We start from the raw sequence: 17,844 nt of genomic DNA, 5'->3' as shown, positions 1-17,844 counted from the left end.
CTGACAGATGCCTCGTAGCCTGAAGAAGGGCCCCTTCGTCGACGACCACCTGCAGAAGAAGGTGGACGTCCAGAACGAGAAGGGGACCAAGAACGTCATCAAGACCTGGTCCCGTCGGTCGGTCATCACGCCCGACTTCCTCGGTCACACCTTCGCCGTGCACGACGGTCGCAAGCACACCCCGGTCTTCGTGACCGAGGCGATGGTCGGCCACAAGCTCGGCGAGTTCGCTCCCACGCGGACCTTCCGCGGCCACGTGAAGGACGACAAGAAGGGCCGCCGCCGCTGAGCGGGGCGACCCTGACGGTCTGAGAAAAGGAAGCAGGACAGCAATGGAAGCCAAGGCGCAGGCGCGGTTCGTCCGTGTCACGCCCCAGAAGGCCCGGCGCGTCGTGGACCTCATCCGTGGCAAGCAGGCCGTCGAGGCCGTCGCGGTGCTGAAGTTCGCGCCGCAGGCCGCGAGCGAGCCGGTCCGCAAGGTCGTCGAGTCCGCTGTGGCGAATGCCAGGGTCAAGGCCGACCGCGCGAGCGAGCGCTTCGACGAGACCGAGTACGTGGTCTCCGAGGTGTACGTGGACGAGGGCCCGACTCTCAAGCGGTTCCGACCGCGGGCCCAGGGGCGTGCGAGCCAGATCCTCAAGCGCACCAGCCACATCACCGTGGTCGTCGCACCGCGTGAGCAGAAGGAAGGGGCCCGATAGTGGGGCAGAAGATTCACCCGCACGGGTACCGCCTCGGCATCACCACCGACCACCGGTCGCGCTGGTTCGCCGACAGCACCAAGCCTGGGCAGCGGTACCGCGACTACGTCCGTGAGGACGTCGAGATCCGGAAGCTCATGAGCACCGGTCTCGAACGGGCCGGCATCTCCAAGGTCGAGATCGAGCGCACCCGTGACCGTGTTCGCGTGGACATCCACACGGCACGTCCGGGCATCGTCATCGGCCGTCGTGGTGCTGAGGCCGACCGCATCCGCGGTGAGCTCGAGAAGCTCACCGGCAAGCAGGTGCAGCTCAACATCCTCGAGGTCAAGAACGCGGAGATCGACGCTCAGCTCGTCGCGCAGGGCATCGCCGAGCAGCTGGCGAGCCGTGTCTCTTTCCGCCGCGCCATGCGCAAGGGCATCCAGTCCGCGCAGCGCGCCGGTGCGAAGGGCATCCGCGTCCAGGTCGCCGGCCGCCTCGGCGGCGCCGAGATGAGCCGGTCGGAGTTCTACCGCGAGGGCCGCGTGCCCCTGCACACCCTCCGCGCGAACATCGACTACGGCTTCTTCGAGGCCCGCACGACCTTCGGCCGCATCGGCGTGAAGGTCTGGGTCTACAAGGGCGACATGACCGAGAAGGAGTTCGCCGCGCAGCAGGCCGCCGCCGGTCCGCGCCAGGGCCGTGGTGGCCGTGGCGGACCCGAGCGTCGTGGTGGCCCGCGCCGCAACGACCGCAACGAGCGTCCGTCGCAGCCGAAGCAGCAGCCCGCTGCCGAGGCCCCCGCTGCGTCCGACGCGCCGGCCCCGGCCGAGCAGGCCGCGGCCCCAGAGTCCGGAACGGAGGCCTGAGTCATGCTGATCCCGCGCAGGCTCAAGCACCGCAAGCAGCACCACCCGAAGCGCTCCGGCATGGCCAAGGGTGGCACCACGATCTCGTTCGGCGACTACGGCATCCAGGCTCTCGAGCCCGCCTACGTCACGAACCGCCAGATCGAGGCTGCTCGTATCGCGATGACCCGCCACATCAAGCGTGGCGGCAAGGTCTGGATCAACATCTACCCGGACCGCCCGCTCACGAAGAAGCCTGCCGAGACCCGCATGGGTTCCGGTAAGGGTTCGCCCGAGTGGTGGGTCGCCAACGTCAAGCCCGGCCGCATCGTCTTCGAGCTGGCCGGAGTCCCTGAGGAGCTTGCTCGCGAGGCCCTGCGCCGCGCGATGCACAAGCTCCCGATGAAGTGCCGTTTCGTGGTGCGCGAAGGTGGTGCGAACTGATGGCAATCGGTACCCAGGGGCTTGCCCCGGCCGACCTCGACGGCTTCGACGACGAGGCTCTCGTCGCGAAGCTCAAGGAGCAGAAGCAGGAGCTCTTCAACCTGCGCTTTCAGGCCGCCACCGGCCAGCTCGAGTCGCACGGCCGCCTCAAGGCGGTCAAGCGTGACATCGCGCGGATCTACACGGTCCTGCGCGAGCGCGAGCTCGGCATCCGTACGGCCCCGAGCGTGAGTGAGTGAGGCACTGATGAGCGAGAACACCGAGACGGTGACCACCGAGGAGCGGGCAACCCGCAAGGTGCGTCGCGGATACGTCGTCAGCGACAAGATGGACAAGACCATCGTCGTCGAGGTCGAGGACCGCGTGAAGCACCCGCTCTACGGCAAGGTCATGCGCCGTACCAACAAGGTCAAGGTGCACGACGAGCAGAACTCCGCCGGCATCGGCGACCTGGTCGTCATCATGGAGACCCGCCCGCTGTCCGCGACCAAGCGGTGGCGACTGGTGGAGATCCTCGAGAAGGCCAAGTAAGACAGTCCTTCCCGGTGGGGGCGCGGTGTGACACACGTATGCGTCGGGTCCCCACCACAGCAACTATCCGTTCGGCAAGGCTCGCCTGGGACAGCCCGGGCCGAGAACCAGCTCGACGACAGGAGATCAATCGATGATCCAGCAGGAGTCGCGACTGCGGGTCGCCGACAACACGGGTGCCAAGGAGATTCTCTGCATCCGCGTTCTCGGTGGATCCGGACGTCGCTACGCCGGTATCGGCGACACCATCGTCGCCACCGTCAAGGACGCGATCCCGGGCGGCAACGTGAAGAAGGGCGACGTGGTCAAGGCCGTCATCGTCCGGACCGTCAAGGAGCGCCGTCGTCCCGACGGTTCCTACATCAAGTTCGACGAGAACGCCGCCGTCATCCTCAAGACCGACGGCGAGCCGCGTGGAACGCGCATCTTCGGCCCCGTCGGCCGTGAGCTGCGTGACAAGCGGTTCATGAAGATCATCTCGTTGGCCCCGGAGGTGCTCTGACCATGGCGAAGATCAAGAAGGGCGACCAGGTGATCGTGATCGCCGGTCGTGACAAGGGCCTGACGGGCCGCGTGCTCGAGGTGCTCACCGACAGCGACCGCGTCATCGTCGAGGGCATCCAGCGCGTGACCAAGCACGTGAAGGCCGGCCAGACGTCGCGTGGCACCCGCACGGGTGGCATCGAGACCGTCGAGGCGCCGATCCACGTCTCCAACGTGATGCTGGTCGACCCCGAGGACAAGAAGCCGACGCGCGTCGGGTTCCGTCTCGAGGAGGTCGAGCAGGACGGTCGCACGCGTACCGTGCGCGTCCGCTACGCCAAGCGTTCCGGGAAGGACATCTGATATGGCTGCGACGACTCACGACGAGGTCATCGAGGCCCCGGCACTGCCTCGTCTCAAGCAGAAGTACCGCGAGGAGATCCTCGCCGCGCTCCAGGAGGAGTTCGGTCACTCGAACCTCCACCAGGTCGCCGGTCTGACGAAGATCGTCGTCAACATGGGCGTCGGAGACGCGGCGAAGGACTCGAAGCTCATCGAGGGCGCGATCCGCGACCTGACCGCGATCACCGGTCAGAAGCCGCAGATCAACCGAGCGAAGAAGTCCATCGCGCAGTTCAAGCTGCGTGAGGGCATGCCGATCGGTGCGCACGTCACGCTGCGCGGCGACCGCATGTGGGAGTTCCTCGACCGGCTGCTGTCGGTCGCGCTGCCGCGTATCCGCGACTTCCGCGGCCTGAGCCCGAAGCAGTTCGACGGGCACGGCAACTACACGTTCGGTCTCACGGAGCAGTCGATGTTCCACGAGATCGACCAGGACAAGATCGACCGGGTCCGCGGTATGGACATCACGGTCGTGACCACGGCGACGACCGACGACGAGGGCCGCTCCCTGCTGCGCCGTCTCGGTTTCCCCTTCAAGGAGAGCTGACATGGCGAAGAAGGCCCTGATCAACAAGGCGAACGCCAAGCCGAAGTTCGCCGTGCGCGCCTACACCCGGTGCCAGCGGTGCGGTCGTCCGCACTCGGTCTACCGCAAGTTCGGCCTGTGCCGGATCTGCCTGCGGGAGATGGCCCACCGCGGTGAGCTCCCCGGCGTCACCAAGAGCAGCTGGTAAAACAACTACGCCGCAGGTCCGTGCGGTGCTCCGCTGAGCACCGCACGGATACCCCGGCGAGGAAGGGCTGGAGCCCGATATGACTATGACCGACCCGATCGCAGACATGCTGACGCGTCTGCGTAACGCGAACTCGGCGCACCACGACACGGTCACGATGCCGTTCTCGAAGCTGAAGTCGCGGATCGCGGAGATCCTGCAGGCCGAGGGTTACGTCACCGGCTGGACCGTCGAGGACGCGAAGGTGGGCAAGAACCTCACCATCAACCTCAAGTACGGCCCGACCCGCGAGCGCGCCCTCACCGGCGTGCGGCGCGTGTCCAAGCCTGGTCTGCGTGTCTACGCGAAGTCCACCAATCTGCCCAAGGTCCTCGGCGGCCTCGGCGTGGCCATCCTGTCCACCTCCTCCGGCCTCCTGACTGACCGTCAGGCGCAGGACAAGGGTGTGGGCGGCGAAGTCCTCGCCTACGTCTGGTAATCGGAAAGGAGAGACGCCAATGTCTCGAATCGGCAAGCTCCCCGTTCCGGTCCCGGCCGGCGTGGATGTCACCATCAGCGGCGCACTCGTGACTGTGAAGGGCCCCAAGGGGTCCCTCGAGCACTCGGTGCCCGCCCCCATCACGGTCGAGCAGGAGGACGGCGCCCTCAAGGTCGCTCGTCCCGACGAAGAGCGTGAGTCCCGTGCCCTGCACGGCCTCACCCGCACCCTGCTGGCCAACATGATCACCGGCGTGACCAACGGCTACGAGAAGAAGCTCGAGATCGTCGGCACCGGTTACCGCGTGACCGCCAAGGGCAGCGACCTCGAGTTCGCCCTCGGCTTCTCGCACCCGGTGAAGGTCACCGCCCCGGAGGGCATCACCTTCGCGGTCGAGAGCCCGACGAAGTTCTCGGTGTCCGGCATCGACAAGCAGCAGGTGGGCGAGGTCTCGGCGAACATCCGCAAGATCCGCAAGCCCGAGCCGTACAAGGGCAAGGGTGTGCGCTACGCCGACGAGGTCGTCCGTCGCAAGGTCGGAAAGGCTGGTAAGTGATGGCTCTCAAGGTTCTGGGCAAGGGCAAGAGCGTCGCTCGTCAGCGCCGTCACCTTCGCCTGCGCAAGAAGGTCAAGGGCACCACGGAGCGTCCGCGCCTCGTCGTGACCCGCTCCTCGCGCCACATGGTGGTGCAGGTCGTCGACGACACGGTCGGCAAGACCGTGGCGTCCGCCTCGACGCTCGAGGCCGACCTGCGCGCCTCCGGCGACGACAAGACCGCCAAGGCCCGCAAGGTCGGCGAGCTCGTCGCCGAGCGTGCCAAGGCCGCCGGGATCGACGCCGTGGTCTTCGACCGCGGCGGCAACAAGTACCACGGTCGGGTGGCTGCGGTCGCCGACGGCGCCCGCGAAGGCGGTCTGGCGCTGTGATGACGACCACTTTCGCACGGAAGATGAGGATCCTCTGATGGCTGCAGGGCAGCGCAACACCGGCGCCCCCCAGGGCGCCAACGAGTCCAAGAACGACGGTCGCCGCTCCAAGCGCGACGACCGCCGCAACAACCCCCGCGACGACAAGAACGCCTTCGTCGAGCGCGTGGTCACGATCAACCGCGTCTCCAAGGTCGTCAAGGGTGGTCGTCGCTTCAGCTTCACCGCCCTGGTCGTCGTGGGTGACGCCGACGGGACCGTCGGCGTCGGCTACGGCAAGGCCAAGGAGGTGCCCTCGGCGATCGCCAAGGGTGTCGAGGAGGCGAAGAAGAACTTCTTCCGCGTCCCGCGCATCCAGGGCACCATCCCGCACCCCATCCAGGGTGAGGAGGCTGCCGGAGTCGTGTTCCTGCGCCCGGCCTCCCCGGGTACCGGTGTGATCGCCGGTGGTCCGGTGCGTGCCGTGCTGGAGTGCGCCGGTATCCACGACGTGCTGAGCAAGTCGCTCGGTTCCTCCAACGCGATCAACATCGTCCACGCCACCGTCGCGGCCCTCAAGGGCCTCGAGGAGCCGGCCGCCGTGGCCGCGCGCCGTGGTCTGCCGCTCGAGGACGTGGCTCCGGCCCCGCTCCTGCGTGCCCAGGCCGCCGGTCTCGCCGCGAGGGGCGAGAAGAAGGCCGACGAGAAGGTGGGTGCGTGATGGCTCGCCTGAAGGTCACCCAGGTCAAGTCCGCCATCGGCGGCAAGCAGAACCAGCGTGACACGCTGCGGACCCTCGGCCTCAAGCGGATCGGCGACACCGCCGTGAAGGAGGACCGCCCGGAGATCCGTGGCATGGTCACCACGGTGGCGCACCTCGTCACCGTCGAGGAGGTCGAGTGATCATGGCCGACAGCACCGAGAAGAACGCGGCGGCCCAGCCGCTGAAGGTCCACCACCTGCGTCCGGCTGCCGGCGCCAAGAAGGCCAAGACCCGTGTGGGTCGTGGTGAGGCGTCGAAGGGCAAGACGGCGGGCCGCGGTACCAAGGGTACGAAGGCTCGCTACCAGGTTCCCGCGGGCTTCGAGGGCGGGCAGGTTCCCCTGCACATGCGCCTGCCGAAGCTCCGTGGCTTCAAGAACCCGTTCCGCGTCGAGTACCAGGTCGTGAACCTGGACAAGCTTGCCGCGCTGTACCCCGAGGGTGGCTCCGTCACCGTCGAGGGCCTCGTCGCCAAGGGCGCGGTCCGTTCGGGTCAGCCGGTGAAGGTGCTCGGCACGGGCGAGGTCACCGTGAAGCTGGAGATCGCGGTCGACGCGGTCTCGGCGTCCGCCAAGGAGAAGATCCTTGCGGCCGGTGGCTCCGTCTCGGAGGACTGAGAACTGACGGAAGGGCCGGTGGCGCACGCGCGCTGCCGGCCCTCCGTGCTGTCCCGGCACGGGTGACGACCGGTCCGGGACGACCTCTCGAAGCGACCGAGATCGGACGATCTGCTACTTTCGTCCGACGCACGTGGCACAGGTCACTTCCTGAGGCACGTAGAATCCGTCACGGTCCGTTCTGCTCGCGACGTTCGCTGCGCGAGCGGTGATCGTCGGGAATCCCGGCCGGACCACGACCGAGTCGGTGCGCCGACGCCGCGGCTACGGCCGCGACGGGGCGCGCCACACCTCGCCGGACTCCGGCGACACGACACCCCGCCGCGGCGGGTCAGGAGGATAGGTGCTCAGCGCATTCGGCCGGGCTTTCCGGACACCGGACCTGCGGCGCAAGCTGCTGTTCACGATCGCCATCATGGCGCTCTTCCGCGTGGGGTCGTTCATCCCGACCCCGGGCGTCGACTACGGCAACGTCCAGCAGTGCGTGGCGACGCTCGAGGGCGAGACCTCGCTGCTCGGCCTCGTCAACACCTTCAGTGGTGGCGCGCTCCTGCAGCTGTCGGTCTTCGCGCTCGGGATCATGCCGTACATCACGGCGAGCATCATCACGCAGCTGCTGCGAGTCGTCATCCCGCGCTTCGAGGCCCTCCACAAGGAGGGGCAGTCGGGCCAGGCGAAGCTGACCCAGTACACGCGTTACCTCACCATCGCCCTGGCGATCCTGCAGTCGACCACGATCATCACGACGGCGCGCACCGGGCTGCTGTTCCCGGGCTGCGGCCTCGACGTCGTCGTCGACGACAGCTTCATGACGGCGGCGCTCATGGTGGTGACGATGACTGCCGGCACCGGCCTCGTGATGTGGATGGGCGAGCTCATCACCGAGAAGGGGATCGGCAACGGCATGTCGCTGCTGATCTTCACCTCGATCATCGCGAGCTTCCCGACGGCGCTGTGGTCGATCGCCGGCGGTGCGAACGGCGCGCTGAACTTCATCATCATGATCCTGGTGATCGTCCTGGTGATCGGCATCGTCGTCTTCGTCGAGCAGTCGCAGCGCCGGATCCCGGTGCAGTACGCCAAGCGCATGGTGGGTCGCCGCATGTACGGCGGGACCAGCACCTACATCCCGATCAAGATCAACATGGCCGGCGTCATCCCCGTGATCTTCGCCGCCTCGATCCTGGCGATCCCCGCGCTGCTCGCCCAGTTCGGCGACCAGACCGCCGACTGGGTCGTCTGGATCTCCAACAACATCGCTCAGCAGAACCAGGCGCTGTACATCGCGCTGTACGTCCTGATGATCATCTTCTTCGCGTTCTTCTACACGTCGATCACGTTCAACCCGGACGAGGTCGCGGACAACATGAAGAAGTACGGGGGCTTCATCCCCGGTATCCGCGCCGGCCGGCCCACGGCCGAGTACCTCGACTTCGTGATCACCCGGATCACGTCGGCGGGCGCGCTCTATCTCGCCATCGTCGCGCTCATCCCGACGCTGGTGCTGGTCCTCCTGGGCGTCACGACGAACATCCCGTTCGGTGGCACGTCGATCCTCATCATCGTCGGCGTCGGCCTCGAGTTCGTGAAGCAGGTCAACTCCCAGCTCCAGCAGCGACACTACGAAGGGTTCCTCCGTTGACCGAGACGAACACCCCGACCACCCGCCGCGAGCTCCACGGCGCCCCCAGCGCCGAAGGACCTGTCACGCGTCTGGTGATCATGGGCCCACAGGGGGCCGGCAAAGGCACCCAAGCGGCCCGCCTCGCGGAGATCTTCACGATCCCCGCGATCTCCACCGGAGACATCTTCCGTGCCAACATCGCGGGCGGCACGGAGCTGGGCAAGCTCGCGCAGGAGTACTCGGCCAAAGGTGAGCTGGTCCCCGACGAGATCACGGACTCGATGGTCCGCGACCGCCTCGCGGAGGACGACGTCCGGGGCGGTTTCCTCCTGGACGGCTACCCGCGCAACGCCCACCAGGTGGAGGCGCTGGACGGGATCCTGGCCGACCTCGGCTGGGAGCTCGACGGCGTCATCGAGCTGACCGCGGAGCGGGACGAGCTGCTGGAGCGCATCGCGAAGCGCGCGGAGACCGAAGGGCGCGAGGACGACACCCCCGCGGCGATCGAGCGTCGGCTGGACATCTACGACGCCGAGACGGCGCCGCTCACGGCGGCCTACGCAGAGCGGGGCATCCTCGCCCAGGTCGACGGTCTCGGGGACATCTCCGAGGTCACGGACCGCATCGTCGCCGCGCTCGCCCAGCAGCTCGGCTGAGCCGGCGTGTTCCGTCCCCGGCCGCGGATCGAGCTCAAGAGCCTCGACCAGGTGCGTCTCATGCGGCGTGCCGGGCTGGTCGTGGCGGACGCGCTCGCCGCGGTGCGTGCGGCGGCGCGCCCGGGCACGACGACGGCTGACCTGGACGCCGTGGCCGCCGCGGTGATCGCCGAGGCCGGCGCCGAGCCGTCCTTCCTCGGGTACCACGGTTTCCCGGCGTCGATCTGCACGTCGGTGAACGAGGAGGTCGTCCACGGCATCCCCGGCCGGCGCGTGCTCGCGGCCGGCGACCTGGTCTCCGTGGACTGCGGTGCGATCGTGGAGGGGTGGCACGGCGACTCCGCGCTCTCCTTCCTCCTGGGGGAGTCGGGTGCGGTGGACGTCGACGATCCGTCCGGCGGCGGTGACGTGGCCGGGCAAGGGCTCGTCCGGGCCACGCGTACCGCGATGTGGGCCGGCATCGCGGCGCTCGCCGAAGGCCGTCGTGTCGGGGACGTCGGGGTGGCGGTCGAGGCGTCGGTCGAGCTGTCCGCCGAGCTGCTGGGCACCGGGTATGGCCTCGTCGAGGAGTACACGGGCCACGGCATCGGCACGGCGATGCACCAGCCGCCGGACGTCCTCAACTTCGCGGCCTCGGACCGCGGCCCGCGGCTGCGTCCTGGCATGTGCCTGGCGGTCGAGCCGATGGTCACGCTCGGCGGCGCGGGGACCCGCGTGCTCGAGGACGACTGGACGGTGGTCACGACCGACGGGTCACGGGCAGCGCACTGGGAGCACACGGTCGCCGTCCTGGACGGGGGAGTGGCGGTGCTGACCGCTGCCGACCTGGGCGCTTCGGGCCTCGAGCCCTTCGGCGTCGGCCCGGTCCCGCTGTGACCGAGGTCAAGGTTGCTGTTCGGGCCGGATGGAGTAGGATTGCCTGTCGGGTGTAGTCCGTCGTGCGCGCTGTCCCGAGCTCGGGACAACGGCCTGCCGAACGGAAGCACGCGATCCACGTTCCTGACGTCCTGTCCTGGTGCCGCCACGACAGGTCGGAGGCGCGTGGCAGCAGTCCGTCGAGAGACACAGACGAGAGTTAGCGGAGGACATGGCAAAGAAGGACGGTGTCATCGAGATCGAGGGCAGCGTGGTCGAGGCCTTGCCGAACGCGATGTTCCGCGTGGAGCTGGCCAACGGGCACAAGGTTCTCGCACACATCTCGGGCAAGATGCGGCAGCACTACATCCGGATCCTCCCCGAGGACCGGGTCGTCGTGGAGCTCAGCCCGTACGACCTGTCCCGTGGCCGGATCGTCTACCGCTACAAGTAGTCGTCATCCCCCCACCCGATCTACATCGCCGCCTGTGCGGCCGGCCCCGCACGGGTCGGCCAGGGAGGCGGCGGAGGAACACTGATGAAGGTCAAGCCGAGCGTCAAGAAGATCTGCGACAAGTGCAAGGTGATTCGCCGGCACGGTCGCGTCATGGTGATCTGCGAGAACCAGCGCCACAAGCAGCGCCAGGGCTGATCGCAGCAGCATGACTTCGTGGTCGTCCTGATCCAGGACGACCACGTACAGCGCACCAGCACGAACCCGACCGCCCTCCGAGGCGGCGGGGGAACCTCCGGTCCAGGGGCCGGGGCCCGCGGTCATCGCGGGAGGCGGGTGCGGGAGACCTCTGGAGAGCAGTACAGGAGCCGAGAGGCACATGGCACGTCTTGTCGGCGTAGACCTCCCCCGCGAGAAGCGGATCGTGGTCGCGCTCACCTACATCTACGGCGTCGGTCGTACCCGCGCCGAGCAGACCGTCGCAGCGACGGGGATCTCCCCGGACGCGCGCGTGAAGGAGCTCGGCGACGCCGAGCTCGTCGCGCTGCGCGACTACCTCGAGGGGAACTACCAGCTCGAGGGTGACCTCCGTCGCGAGGTCGCTGCCGACATCCGCCGCAAGGTGGAGATCGGTACTTACCAGGGTCTGCGTCACCGTCGCGGACTGCCGGTGCGCGGTCAGCGCACCAAGACCAACGCGCGTACCCGCAAGGGCAAGAAGCGCACCGTCGCGGGCAAGAAGAAGGCCCGCTGACGCCAGCAGTCCGTGGAGCGCGTCAGCCCGCCTGACGTCCGCCCCGGTCCGACGACCTCAGACCAGGAGTATTTGCAGATATGCCTCCCAAGACTCGCGCAAGCGCCGCGCGCAAGCCCCGCCGCAAGGACAAGAAGAACGTCCCGCTCGGCCAGGCGCACATCAAGAGCACCTTCAACAACACCATCGTGTCGATCACGGACCCCTCGGGTGCCGTCATCTCGTGGGCGTCCGCCGGCCACGTCGGCTTCAAGGGCTCCCGCAAGTCGACCCCGTACGCCGCACAGCTGGCCGCCGAGTCGGCCGCCCGCCGCGCGCAGGAGCACGGCGTCAAGAAGGTCGACGTCTTCGTCAAGGGCCCGGGTTCCGGTCGTGAGACCGCCATCCGCTCCCTGCAGGCGACCGGCCTCGAGGTCGGCTCGATCCAGGACGTGACGCCCCAGGCGCACAACGGCTGCCGCCCCCCGAAGCGTCGCCGCGTCTGATCGTCTGGACTGCCGGCTGAGCCTGCGCCTGCGCAGGCTCAGCCGGCACTCTGCCCGGGCGGGTGGACCGAGTCCCGCCCGGGACCGCGCGAGACCGCGGAGCCGTGATGCGTCATATAGCGGACGCACACTGAAAGGACCAACACAGTGCTCATCGCACAGCGCCCGACACTGACCGAAGAGGTCATCTCGGAGTACCGTTCGCGCTTCTCCATCGAGCCGCTCGAGCCTGGCTTCGGCTACACGCTCGGCAACTCCCTGCGCCGCACGCTGCTGTCGTCCATCCCGGGCGCGGCGGTCACCTCCATCCGCATCGACGGTGTGCTCCACGAGTTCACCACCGTGCCGGGTGCGAAGGAGGACGTCACCGAGATCATCCTCAACATCAAGAACCTCGTCGTCTCCTCGGAGAACGACGAGCCGGTCGTGATGTACCTGCGCAAGCAGGGCGCCGGTGCGGCGACCGCGGCGGACATCGTGCCGCCCGCGGGCGTCGAGGTGCACAACCCCGACCTGCACATCGCCACGCTCAACGACGAGGGCAAGCTCGAGATCGAGCTCACCGTCGAGCGTGGACGTGGCTACGTGTCCGCCGCGCAGAACAAGGCCATGGACGCCGAGATCGGTCGCATCCCCGTCGACTCGATCTACTCGCCCGTCCTCAAGGTCACCTACAAGGTCGAGGCCACCCGTGTCGAGCAGCGCACGGACTTCGACAAGCTGATCGTCGACGTCGAGACCAAGCAGGCCATCGCACCGCGTGACGCGCTCGCGTCGGCCGGCAAGACGCTCGTCGAGCTGTTCGGCCTCGCCCGGGAGCTCAACGTCGAGGCCGAGGGCATCGAGATCGGCCCGTCGCCGACGGACACCGCGCTGGCCGCGGACCTGGCACTGCCGATCGAGGAGCTCAACCTCACCATCCGGTCGTACAACTGCCTCAAGCGTGAGGGCATCCACCAGGTCGGTGAGCTCGTCGCGCGCAGCGAGGCCGACCTGCTGGACATCCGTAACTTCGGTGCGAAGTCGATCAACGAGGTCAAGGAGAAGCTGGCCGAGCTCGGTCTGGCGCTCAAGGACTCGCCGCTCGACTTCGACGGCTCCGGCGCGCAGTACTTCAGCGGCGGGGACGACGAGGCCTCGTACACCGACGAGCAGACGTACTGACGCACCGCGCCCGCAGCAGCCCCGCTCGACATGACGGGGCCGCGCGGCGCGGAACCACCCTCAAGGAGAACCAGAAATGCCTACCCCCACCAAGGGTCCGCGGCTCGGTGGCAGCCCGGCTCACGAGCGCCTGATCCTCGCGAACCTGGCGACGGCGCTCTTCGAGCACGGCCGCATCACCACCACCGAGACGAAGGCCAAGCGCCTGCGTCCGACGGCCGAGCGTCTCATCACGCTCGCCAAGCGTGGCGACCTGCACGCCCGCCGTCGGGTGCTGACGGTCGTGCGCGACAAGTCCGTCGTGCACACGCTGTTCACCGAGATCGCCCCGGCCATGGCCGAGCGCAACGGTGGCTACACCCGCATCACGAAGGTCGGCAACCGCAAGGGCGACAACGCCCCCATGGCGGTCATCGAGCTCGTGACGGAGCCGGTCAGCCCGAAGCAGGCCGTCGTCGCCGAGGCCACGAAGGCCGCTGAGAAGTCGGCCAAGGACGAGAAGAGCGCCGAGGCGCCGGTCGAGTCGACCGAGACCGACGCTCCGGCGGAGGAGAAGAAGGAGGACTGAGTCCTCCCTCCCCGTGATCGTCAAGGGCCCCGCACCACTGAGGTGGTGCGGGGCCCTTGACGTCCCTACCGTGGTGGCATGCTCCCGGTGGTCCTGCTGCACGGTTCTCGGACCTCGTGCACCATGTGGCGCCGCCAGGTCGGGGTGCTGCGGGACGCCGGTATCCCGGTGAGCGCACCCGACCTGCCCGGCCACGGCCCGCGGCGCGGCGAGCGGTTCCGGCTTGACGAGGCGGTGGGGGCGGTGCGTGACGCGGTCGCCGAGGTCGGCGGCAGGGCACTGGTGGTGGGCCTGTCCCTCGGCGGCTACGTGGCGATCGAGCACCGCGCCCGGTTCCCGGAACAGTCCGCGGGTCTCGTGGCGGCCTCGTGCTGCACGAGCCCGGACGTGCCTCTGCGGGGAGGCTGGTTGCGGCTCGCGCGGTGGATCGAGCGCTGGCCGGACTCCGGTGCCCGGCTCAACGAGGCGTTCGTCCGTGGGCTGCTCGACGCCGAGTCAGGTCAGGACCTGGCGGCGGGCGGCTTCGCGCTGGAGGTCATGGCGGATGTGCTCGCCGAGGTGGGCCGCATCGACACCCGTGCGGCCCTGCGGGCCGCGGGCAGCCCGGTCCGGCTCGTCAACGGGCAGTGGGACCACTTCCGCGGGCAGGAGCGGTCGATGCTCGCCGCGGCCCGTGCCGGGGGAGCCGACGCACGTCTCGTCGTGGTGCCGCACGCGCGCCACCTCGTGAGCCTCGACCAGCCGGTGGGCTTCAGCCGCGCGGTCCTGGAGGCGCACGCCGAGACGGACGCCGCGGAACGGGCGCGCTCCGCCGTCGGGCAGCCCGAGTTCAGTCGGCGAGCAGGTCCCACGCCCGCGCCCCGCCCACCAGCGCCGCGGAGTTCGGCACGACGACCACGTCGTCCCCGAGCCGTTCCAGGGCCGACGGCGTGATCCGGCGGGCGTTGCCGCCGCCCAGGTAGAGCCGGTCCCACCAGAAGACGGGCCGGAGACCCTCGACGACCGTCACGACCCGGCGGGACCACAGACCGAGCCGTCGCCGCTCCGGCTCGCCGACGTAGGCGTCGTAGGTGGTGCTGCGGCGCACCGGTGCCCGTGACCACTCGAGGTGCGGGGCGAGCCGGCCGCCGTCGAACAGCGCCGAACCGAGGCCCGTGCCGAGGGTGAGCACCAGCTCCACGCCCGACGACGAGATCACCCCGGCGCCGTGCACCTCGGCGTCGTTGAGCACCAGCGCCGGCAGCCCCAGCCTGGCACTCAGCGCGGCTCGCACGTCGAAGCTGCTCCAGGCCGTCACGAGCTCGGGCACGACCCGGGAGCGTGGCCCCGAGCGCGTCACGTAGTGCGGCGTGTGCACGACGACGCCGTGCCGGACCATGCCGGGCATGCCGAGGGTCAGCCGGTCGGCGGGCGGCAGGTCCGCCGCGATCTCGGCCACCGTGTCGACGAGCAGCGTGGGTGGGAGCGGGTACGGCGTCGGGACGCGGACTGGCGCGGCGTGGGCGGTGCCGGCGGCGTCGAGGACGTTCGCCTTGATGCCGCCGCCACCGCAGTCCACCGCGAGGGTCATGAGTTCGGCCACCGCCCCATCATCCGGTCAGAATGGACGGGTGAGCACCTCGACACCCGCGCCCGCCCCCGGATCCTCGGCCGCTTCCCCGGAGCCGGTGCCCGACGGCGGCACGGTCCGGGTGCGTCTCGACCTCGCCTACGCCGGGACGCACTTCGCCGGCTGGGCGACCCAGCCACGGCTGCGCACGGTGCAGGGTGTCCTCGAGGACGCCCTGGCCACGATCGTGCGGGCCGAACCGCTGGGCCTGCCGCGCCCCCGGTTGACGGTCGCCGGGCGGACCGACGCGGGCGTGCACGCCCGGGGTCAGGTGGCGCACGTCGACCTCCCGCTCGAGCGGTGGGAGGCGATGCCCGGCCGGTCCGACCGGTCACCCGGCCGGGCCATGGTCGACCGGCTGTCCGGCGTGCTGCCGCCTGACGTCGTCGTGCATCGTGCGAGCAGGGCGCCCGCCGGGTTCGACGCCCGGTTCTCGGCGGCCGGGCGGACGTACCGGTACCGCCTCGCCGACAGCCATGCGCTGCGGGACCCGTTGGCGCGGGAGTGGGTGCTGTGGCACCGCCGCGAGCTCGACGTCGCGGCGATGCACGATGCCGTCCAGCCGCTCGTCGGCCTGCACGACTTCGCGGCCTACTGCCGGCCGCGGGAGGGCGCGACGACCATCCGGGAGCTGACGCGCTTCGACTGGACGCGTCCGACGACCGGTCCTGACGCGGGGCTCGTCGTCGCGGTCGTCGAGGCCGACGCCTTCTGCCACTCGATGGTGCGCGCGCTCGTGGGGATGTCCCTGGCCGTGGGGGAGGGGCGCCGCCGCGAGGACGCCCCGGAGCAGGTGCTGGGCGGCAGGACGCGCTCGGCGGCCGCCGCGGTGGCACCGGCGAGAGGGCTCACGCTCGAGCGCGTGGACTACCCGCCCGACGAGGAGCTGGGCGCGCGTGCGGTACGCATCCGGGCGCGCCGGTCGCCGGACGAGGTGCGGTAGGCGCGACGCTCCGTCTCACGGCTCGGTGCTGGTGGTCGCCGTGGGCCTGCGCTGTGCTGCGGGCGCCGGCCTCGTGCCTCGGCCGTCACCCTGCGCGACGCTCCGTCTCACGGCTCGGTGCTGGGCTCACGGCTCGTCGACCCAGTGGACGGCAGCCTCCTCCGCGGTGGCACCTGCACCGTCGATCCCGGCGTCCGTCCCGTAGACGTCGTTGTGGCGCGTGCCGTCGGCGTTGGGGTCGGCGTCGTCGTCCTCGACGAGACGGCCCGCCCGGGACGAGTCGGGCCGGTCCAGCGGGTCGCGCTCCCAGACGTCGGGCTCCTCTTCGGCGAGCCGCCGGTCGAGCGGCTCGCCGCGGCTCTCCTCCCAGGACGTCTCGCCCCAGTGGTTCGCGCGGGGGCGGTCCAGGGGCGAGTACCCCTCGTCGAGGGCGTCCTGGGTACCGCGGTCGAGGAGGGTGTCCTCCGTGGGAAGCTGGTTGCCGTCGCCCTCGGTCCCGAGCTCGGGATCCGGTCGTGTGCCTGGAGTGTCTTCGGTCATGTCTCCACGGTGCACCGGGACGGCCGAGCGCGCAGCCCGGTTCCCGCTCCGCAGCGGCACGGCAGCGGCACGGCGTCGGCACGGCAGCGCCCCGCGGGCCGTGACGCACATCGCTTTGACCGCCACGACAGCGTGCCGCTAGACTGACCAGTCGTTGTGCTATGCCCCGGTGTCCCGTGCCGTCGACGTTCCCACCGTCCGACGGCACAAGGCCAGGACGCCGCCCTGGGGCCCCGCGTACAACATCTGACTCATCGGGCGCCGCTTCTCGCCCGACGACACCGACCACGAAAAAGGTTACGAACCGTGCGTACGTACACCCCGAAGCCCGGCGACATCCAGCGCGACTGGTACGTCGTCGACGCGACCGACGTCGTCCTGGGCCGCCTGGCCAGCCAGGTCGCCACGCTCCTGCGCGGGAAGCACAAGCCGACCTTCGCGCCGCACGTCGACGGCGGTGACTTCGTCATCGTGATCAACGCGGACAAGGTCGCCCTCTCCGGCAACAAGCGCGAGGACAAGCTCGCCTACCGCCACTCCGGCTACCCGGGCGGCCTCCGTTCCGTCAAGTACGGCGACCTCCTCGAGAACAACCCCGAGGAAGCCGTGGAGAAGGCCGTGCGCGGCATGCTCCCCAAGAACTCGCTCGGGCGGGACCAGCTCATGAAGCTGAAGGTCTACCGCGGTGCGGAGCACCCGCACGCGGCGCAGACGCCCCAGCCGTTCGAGATCACCCAGCTTTCGCAGCAGGCCTGAGCCGCTGCCCGATGCCGAGCGAAGGAAACACTGTGGCTGACACCACCGTCGACACCGAGCTGGACGAGAACACGCCCAGCAACTACACCACCGAGACCGCTGCCCCCGTGGCCAACGGCGGTCAGTCCATCACTGCCCCGGGCCAGGCCCTGGGTCGCCGCAAGGAGGCCGTGGCGCGCGTGCGCCTCGTCCCCGGCACCGGCCAGTGGAAGATCAACGGCCGTACCCTCGAGGACTACTTCCCGAACAAGGTGCACCAGCAGCTGGTCAACGACCCGCTGAAGCTGGTCGAGGTCGAGGGGCGTTTCGACGTCATCGCCCGCATCACCGGAGGTGGCCCCTCCGGCCAGGCCGGCGCGCTGCGCCTGGGCATCTCGCGTGCGCTCACCGAGATCGACCGTGACGCGAACCGTGCGGCCCTGAAGAAGGCCGGCTTCCTCACCCGCGACCCCCGTGCCGTGGAGAGCAAGAAGGCCGGTCTCAAGAAGGCCCGCAAGGCTCCGCAGTACTCGAAGCGCTGATCCGTCGCTTCCCCGCACGGCCCCGTC

At 69.4% G+C, this 17,844-nt stretch carries 31 protein-coding genes; 29 read left to right on the top strand and 2 right to left on the bottom strand.

From position 1 onward, the window contains the following. The first annotated feature begins 7 nt into the window (after nt 1–7). The 26 genes from rpsS (at nt 8) to ACWAT2_RS06685 (ending at nt 14,381) form a co-directional block, all read left to right on the top strand. Nucleotides 8–289 carry a 30S ribosomal protein S19 gene (gene rpsS / locus ACWAT2_RS06810; RefSeq protein ID WP_036953289.1) on the top strand — a complete coding sequence of 94 codons (282 nt, stop codon included), beginning with the start codon at nt 8–10 and terminating at the stop codon, nt 287–289. A 43-nt stretch (nt 290–332) separates the two neighbouring features. Then, nucleotides 333–701: a 50S ribosomal protein L22 gene (gene rplV / locus ACWAT2_RS06805; protein WP_106267310.1), complete on the top strand. Its 369-nt coding sequence runs from the start codon at nt 333–335 to the stop codon at nt 699–701. Continuing rightward, entirely contained in the window at nt 701–1,552 is an 852-nt protein-coding gene (gene rpsC / locus ACWAT2_RS06800) for a 30S ribosomal protein S3 (protein ID WP_402372478.1), read from the top strand. Before rplV ends, rpsC begins: the two co-directional genes overlap by 1 nt. A gap of 3 nt (nt 1,553–1,555) precedes the next feature. After that, a complete protein-coding gene (gene rplP / locus ACWAT2_RS06795) occupies nt 1,556–1,975 on the top strand; it encodes a 50S ribosomal protein L16 (protein WP_106267307.1) in 420 nt (139 codons plus the stop codon). Beyond that, the gene (rpmC, locus tag ACWAT2_RS06790) at nt 1,975–2,214 is read left to right on the top strand and encodes a 50S ribosomal protein L29 (RefSeq protein ID WP_402372475.1); all 240 of its coding nucleotides are present in this window, start codon (nt 1,975–1,977) and stop codon (nt 2,212–2,214) included. The genes rplP and rpmC overlap by 1 nt, the downstream gene beginning before the upstream one ends. A 7-nt stretch (nt 2,215–2,221) precedes the next feature. Beyond that, nucleotides 2,222–2,506 (top strand): 30S ribosomal protein S17, encoded by a 285-nt coding sequence (gene rpsQ / locus ACWAT2_RS06785; protein ID WP_277208556.1) that lies wholly within the window; start codon nt 2,222–2,224, stop codon nt 2,504–2,506. A gap of 133 nt (nt 2,507–2,639) precedes the next feature. After that, nucleotides 2,640–3,008, top strand: coding sequence for a 50S ribosomal protein L14 (gene rplN, locus ACWAT2_RS06780; RefSeq protein ID WP_106267302.1), 369 nt, complete (start codon nt 2,640–2,642; stop codon nt 3,006–3,008). A 2-nt stretch (nt 3,009–3,010) separates the two neighbouring features. After that, nucleotides 3,011–3,352, top strand: a complete 342-nt coding sequence (rplX, locus tag ACWAT2_RS06775; RefSeq protein ID WP_402372471.1) for a 50S ribosomal protein L24 — start codon at nt 3,011–3,013, stop codon at nt 3,350–3,352. 1 nt (nt 3,353) lies between these two features. Next, nucleotides 3,354–3,938: a 50S ribosomal protein L5 gene (rplE, locus tag ACWAT2_RS06770; protein WP_402372468.1), complete on the top strand. Its 585-nt coding sequence runs from the start codon at nt 3,354–3,356 to the stop codon at nt 3,936–3,938. 1 nt (nt 3,939) lies between these two features. Then, entirely contained in the window at nt 3,940–4,125 is a 186-nt protein-coding gene (locus ACWAT2_RS06765) for a type Z 30S ribosomal protein S14 (protein ID WP_013837851.1), read from the top strand. 79 nt (nt 4,126–4,204) lie between these two features. Beyond that, a complete protein-coding gene (gene rpsH, locus ACWAT2_RS06760) occupies nt 4,205–4,603 on the top strand; it encodes a 30S ribosomal protein S8 (RefSeq protein ID WP_402372465.1) in 399 nt (132 codons plus the stop codon). A gap of 19 nt (nt 4,604–4,622) precedes the next feature. Beyond that, the gene (gene rplF, locus ACWAT2_RS06755) at nt 4,623–5,159 is read left to right on the top strand and encodes a 50S ribosomal protein L6 (RefSeq protein ID WP_402372462.1); all 537 of its coding nucleotides are present in this window, start codon (nt 4,623–4,625) and stop codon (nt 5,157–5,159) included. Then, complete coding sequence (gene rplR / locus ACWAT2_RS06750) at nt 5,159–5,530, top strand: 50S ribosomal protein L18 (RefSeq protein ID WP_402372459.1); 372 nt, start codon at nt 5,159–5,161, stop codon at nt 5,528–5,530. Before rplF ends, rplR begins: the two co-directional genes overlap by 1 nt. Before the next feature lie 37 nt (nt 5,531–5,567). Next, nucleotides 5,568–6,230 carry a 30S ribosomal protein S5 gene (rpsE, locus tag ACWAT2_RS06745; RefSeq protein WP_402372457.1) on the top strand — a complete coding sequence of 221 codons (663 nt, stop codon included), beginning with the start codon at nt 5,568–5,570 and terminating at the stop codon, nt 6,228–6,230. Beyond that, the gene (gene rpmD, locus ACWAT2_RS06740; RefSeq protein WP_106267288.1) at nt 6,230–6,412 is read left to right on the top strand and encodes a 50S ribosomal protein L30; all 183 of its coding nucleotides are present in this window, start codon (nt 6,230–6,232) and stop codon (nt 6,410–6,412) included. Before rpsE ends, rpmD begins: the two co-directional genes overlap by 1 nt. 2 nt (nt 6,413–6,414) lie before the next feature. Further along, nucleotides 6,415–6,888 carry a 50S ribosomal protein L15 gene (gene rplO, locus ACWAT2_RS06735; protein ID WP_402372454.1) on the top strand — a complete coding sequence of 158 codons (474 nt, stop codon included), beginning with the start codon at nt 6,415–6,417 and terminating at the stop codon, nt 6,886–6,888. A gap of 343 nt (nt 6,889–7,231) precedes the next feature. Further along, entirely contained in the window at nt 7,232–8,530 is a 1,299-nt protein-coding gene (gene secY / locus ACWAT2_RS06730) for a preprotein translocase subunit SecY (protein WP_402372451.1), read from the top strand. An 80-nt stretch (nt 8,531–8,610) separates the two neighbouring features. After that, nucleotides 8,611–9,168 carry an adenylate kinase gene (locus tag ACWAT2_RS06725; RefSeq protein ID WP_402372944.1) on the top strand — a complete coding sequence of 186 codons (558 nt, stop codon included), beginning with the start codon at nt 8,611–8,613 and terminating at the stop codon, nt 9,166–9,168. A gap of 60 nt (nt 9,169–9,228) precedes the next feature. Beyond that, nucleotides 9,229–10,044 (top strand): type I methionyl aminopeptidase, encoded by an 816-nt coding sequence (gene map / locus ACWAT2_RS06720; RefSeq protein WP_402372941.1) that lies wholly within the window; start codon nt 9,229–9,231, stop codon nt 10,042–10,044. Nucleotides 10,045–10,255: 211 nt separating this feature from the next. Further along, nucleotides 10,256–10,477: a translation initiation factor IF-1 gene (gene infA, locus ACWAT2_RS06715; protein ID WP_012867920.1), complete on the top strand. Its 222-nt coding sequence runs from the start codon at nt 10,256–10,258 to the stop codon at nt 10,475–10,477. A gap of 84 nt (nt 10,478–10,561) precedes the next feature. After that, nucleotides 10,562–10,675 carry a 50S ribosomal protein L36 gene (rpmJ, locus tag ACWAT2_RS06710; protein ID WP_088289657.1) on the top strand — a complete coding sequence of 38 codons (114 nt, stop codon included), beginning with the start codon at nt 10,562–10,564 and terminating at the stop codon, nt 10,673–10,675. A 181-nt stretch (nt 10,676–10,856) separates the two neighbouring features. After that, nucleotides 10,857–11,231 carry a 30S ribosomal protein S13 gene (gene rpsM / locus ACWAT2_RS06705; protein WP_402372448.1) on the top strand — a complete coding sequence of 125 codons (375 nt, stop codon included), beginning with the start codon at nt 10,857–10,859 and terminating at the stop codon, nt 11,229–11,231. Between the two features lie 80 nt (nt 11,232–11,311). After that, nucleotides 11,312–11,716 (top strand): 30S ribosomal protein S11, encoded by a 405-nt coding sequence (gene rpsK, locus ACWAT2_RS06700; RefSeq protein WP_402372445.1) that lies wholly within the window; start codon nt 11,312–11,314, stop codon nt 11,714–11,716. A gap of 147 nt (nt 11,717–11,863) precedes the next feature. Then, on the top strand, nt 11,864–12,880 hold the full coding sequence (locus ACWAT2_RS06695; RefSeq protein WP_106267276.1) for a DNA-directed RNA polymerase subunit alpha: 1,017 nt from the start codon (nt 11,864–11,866) through the stop codon (nt 12,878–12,880). A gap of 76 nt (nt 12,881–12,956) precedes the next feature. Next, nucleotides 12,957–13,448 carry a 50S ribosomal protein L17 gene (gene rplQ, locus ACWAT2_RS06690; protein ID WP_402372442.1) on the top strand — a complete coding sequence of 164 codons (492 nt, stop codon included), beginning with the start codon at nt 12,957–12,959 and terminating at the stop codon, nt 13,446–13,448. A gap of 78 nt (nt 13,449–13,526) precedes the next feature. Then, entirely contained in the window at nt 13,527–14,381 is an 855-nt protein-coding gene (locus tag ACWAT2_RS06685; RefSeq protein ID WP_402372440.1) for an alpha/beta fold hydrolase, read from the top strand. Here the strand turns inward: ACWAT2_RS06685 and ACWAT2_RS06680 are convergent. After that, a complete protein-coding gene (locus ACWAT2_RS06680) occupies nt 14,278–15,018 on the bottom strand; it encodes an ROK family protein (RefSeq protein ID WP_402372938.1) in 741 nt (246 codons plus the stop codon). The two genes, ACWAT2_RS06685 and ACWAT2_RS06680, sit on opposite strands and share 104 nt — an antisense overlap. 97 nt (nt 15,019–15,115) lie before the next feature. Between ACWAT2_RS06680 and truA the strand changes: the two genes are divergently transcribed. Beyond that, the gene (gene truA / locus ACWAT2_RS06675; protein WP_402372935.1) at nt 15,116–16,000 is read left to right on the top strand and encodes a tRNA pseudouridine(38-40) synthase TruA; all 885 of its coding nucleotides are present in this window, start codon (nt 15,116–15,118) and stop codon (nt 15,998–16,000) included. 126 nt (nt 16,001–16,126) lie between these two features. On the opposite strand, the gene ACWAT2_RS06670 is transcribed toward truA, so the two are convergent. Beyond that, entirely contained in the window at nt 16,127–16,540 is a 414-nt protein-coding gene (locus ACWAT2_RS06670; RefSeq protein WP_402372437.1) for a DUF5709 domain-containing protein, read from the bottom strand. Between the two features lie 306 nt (nt 16,541–16,846). Here ACWAT2_RS06670 and rplM point away from each other — a divergent pair, with 306 nt between their 5' ends. Together rplM and rpsI are read left to right on the top strand one after the other, a co-directional pair. Then, nucleotides 16,847–17,296 (top strand): 50S ribosomal protein L13, encoded by a 450-nt coding sequence (rplM, locus tag ACWAT2_RS06665; protein ID WP_402372435.1) that lies wholly within the window; start codon nt 16,847–16,849, stop codon nt 17,294–17,296. Nucleotides 17,297–17,328: 32 nt separating this feature from the next. Then, a complete protein-coding gene (gene rpsI / locus ACWAT2_RS06660; RefSeq protein ID WP_402372433.1) occupies nt 17,329–17,817 on the top strand; it encodes a 30S ribosomal protein S9 in 489 nt (162 codons plus the stop codon). Nucleotides 17,818–17,844 lie beyond the last annotated feature (27 nt).

The organism is Isoptericola sp. GX10416 (assembly GCF_056590155.1).
This window is presented reverse-complemented; position numbering and strand designations above follow the sequence as displayed.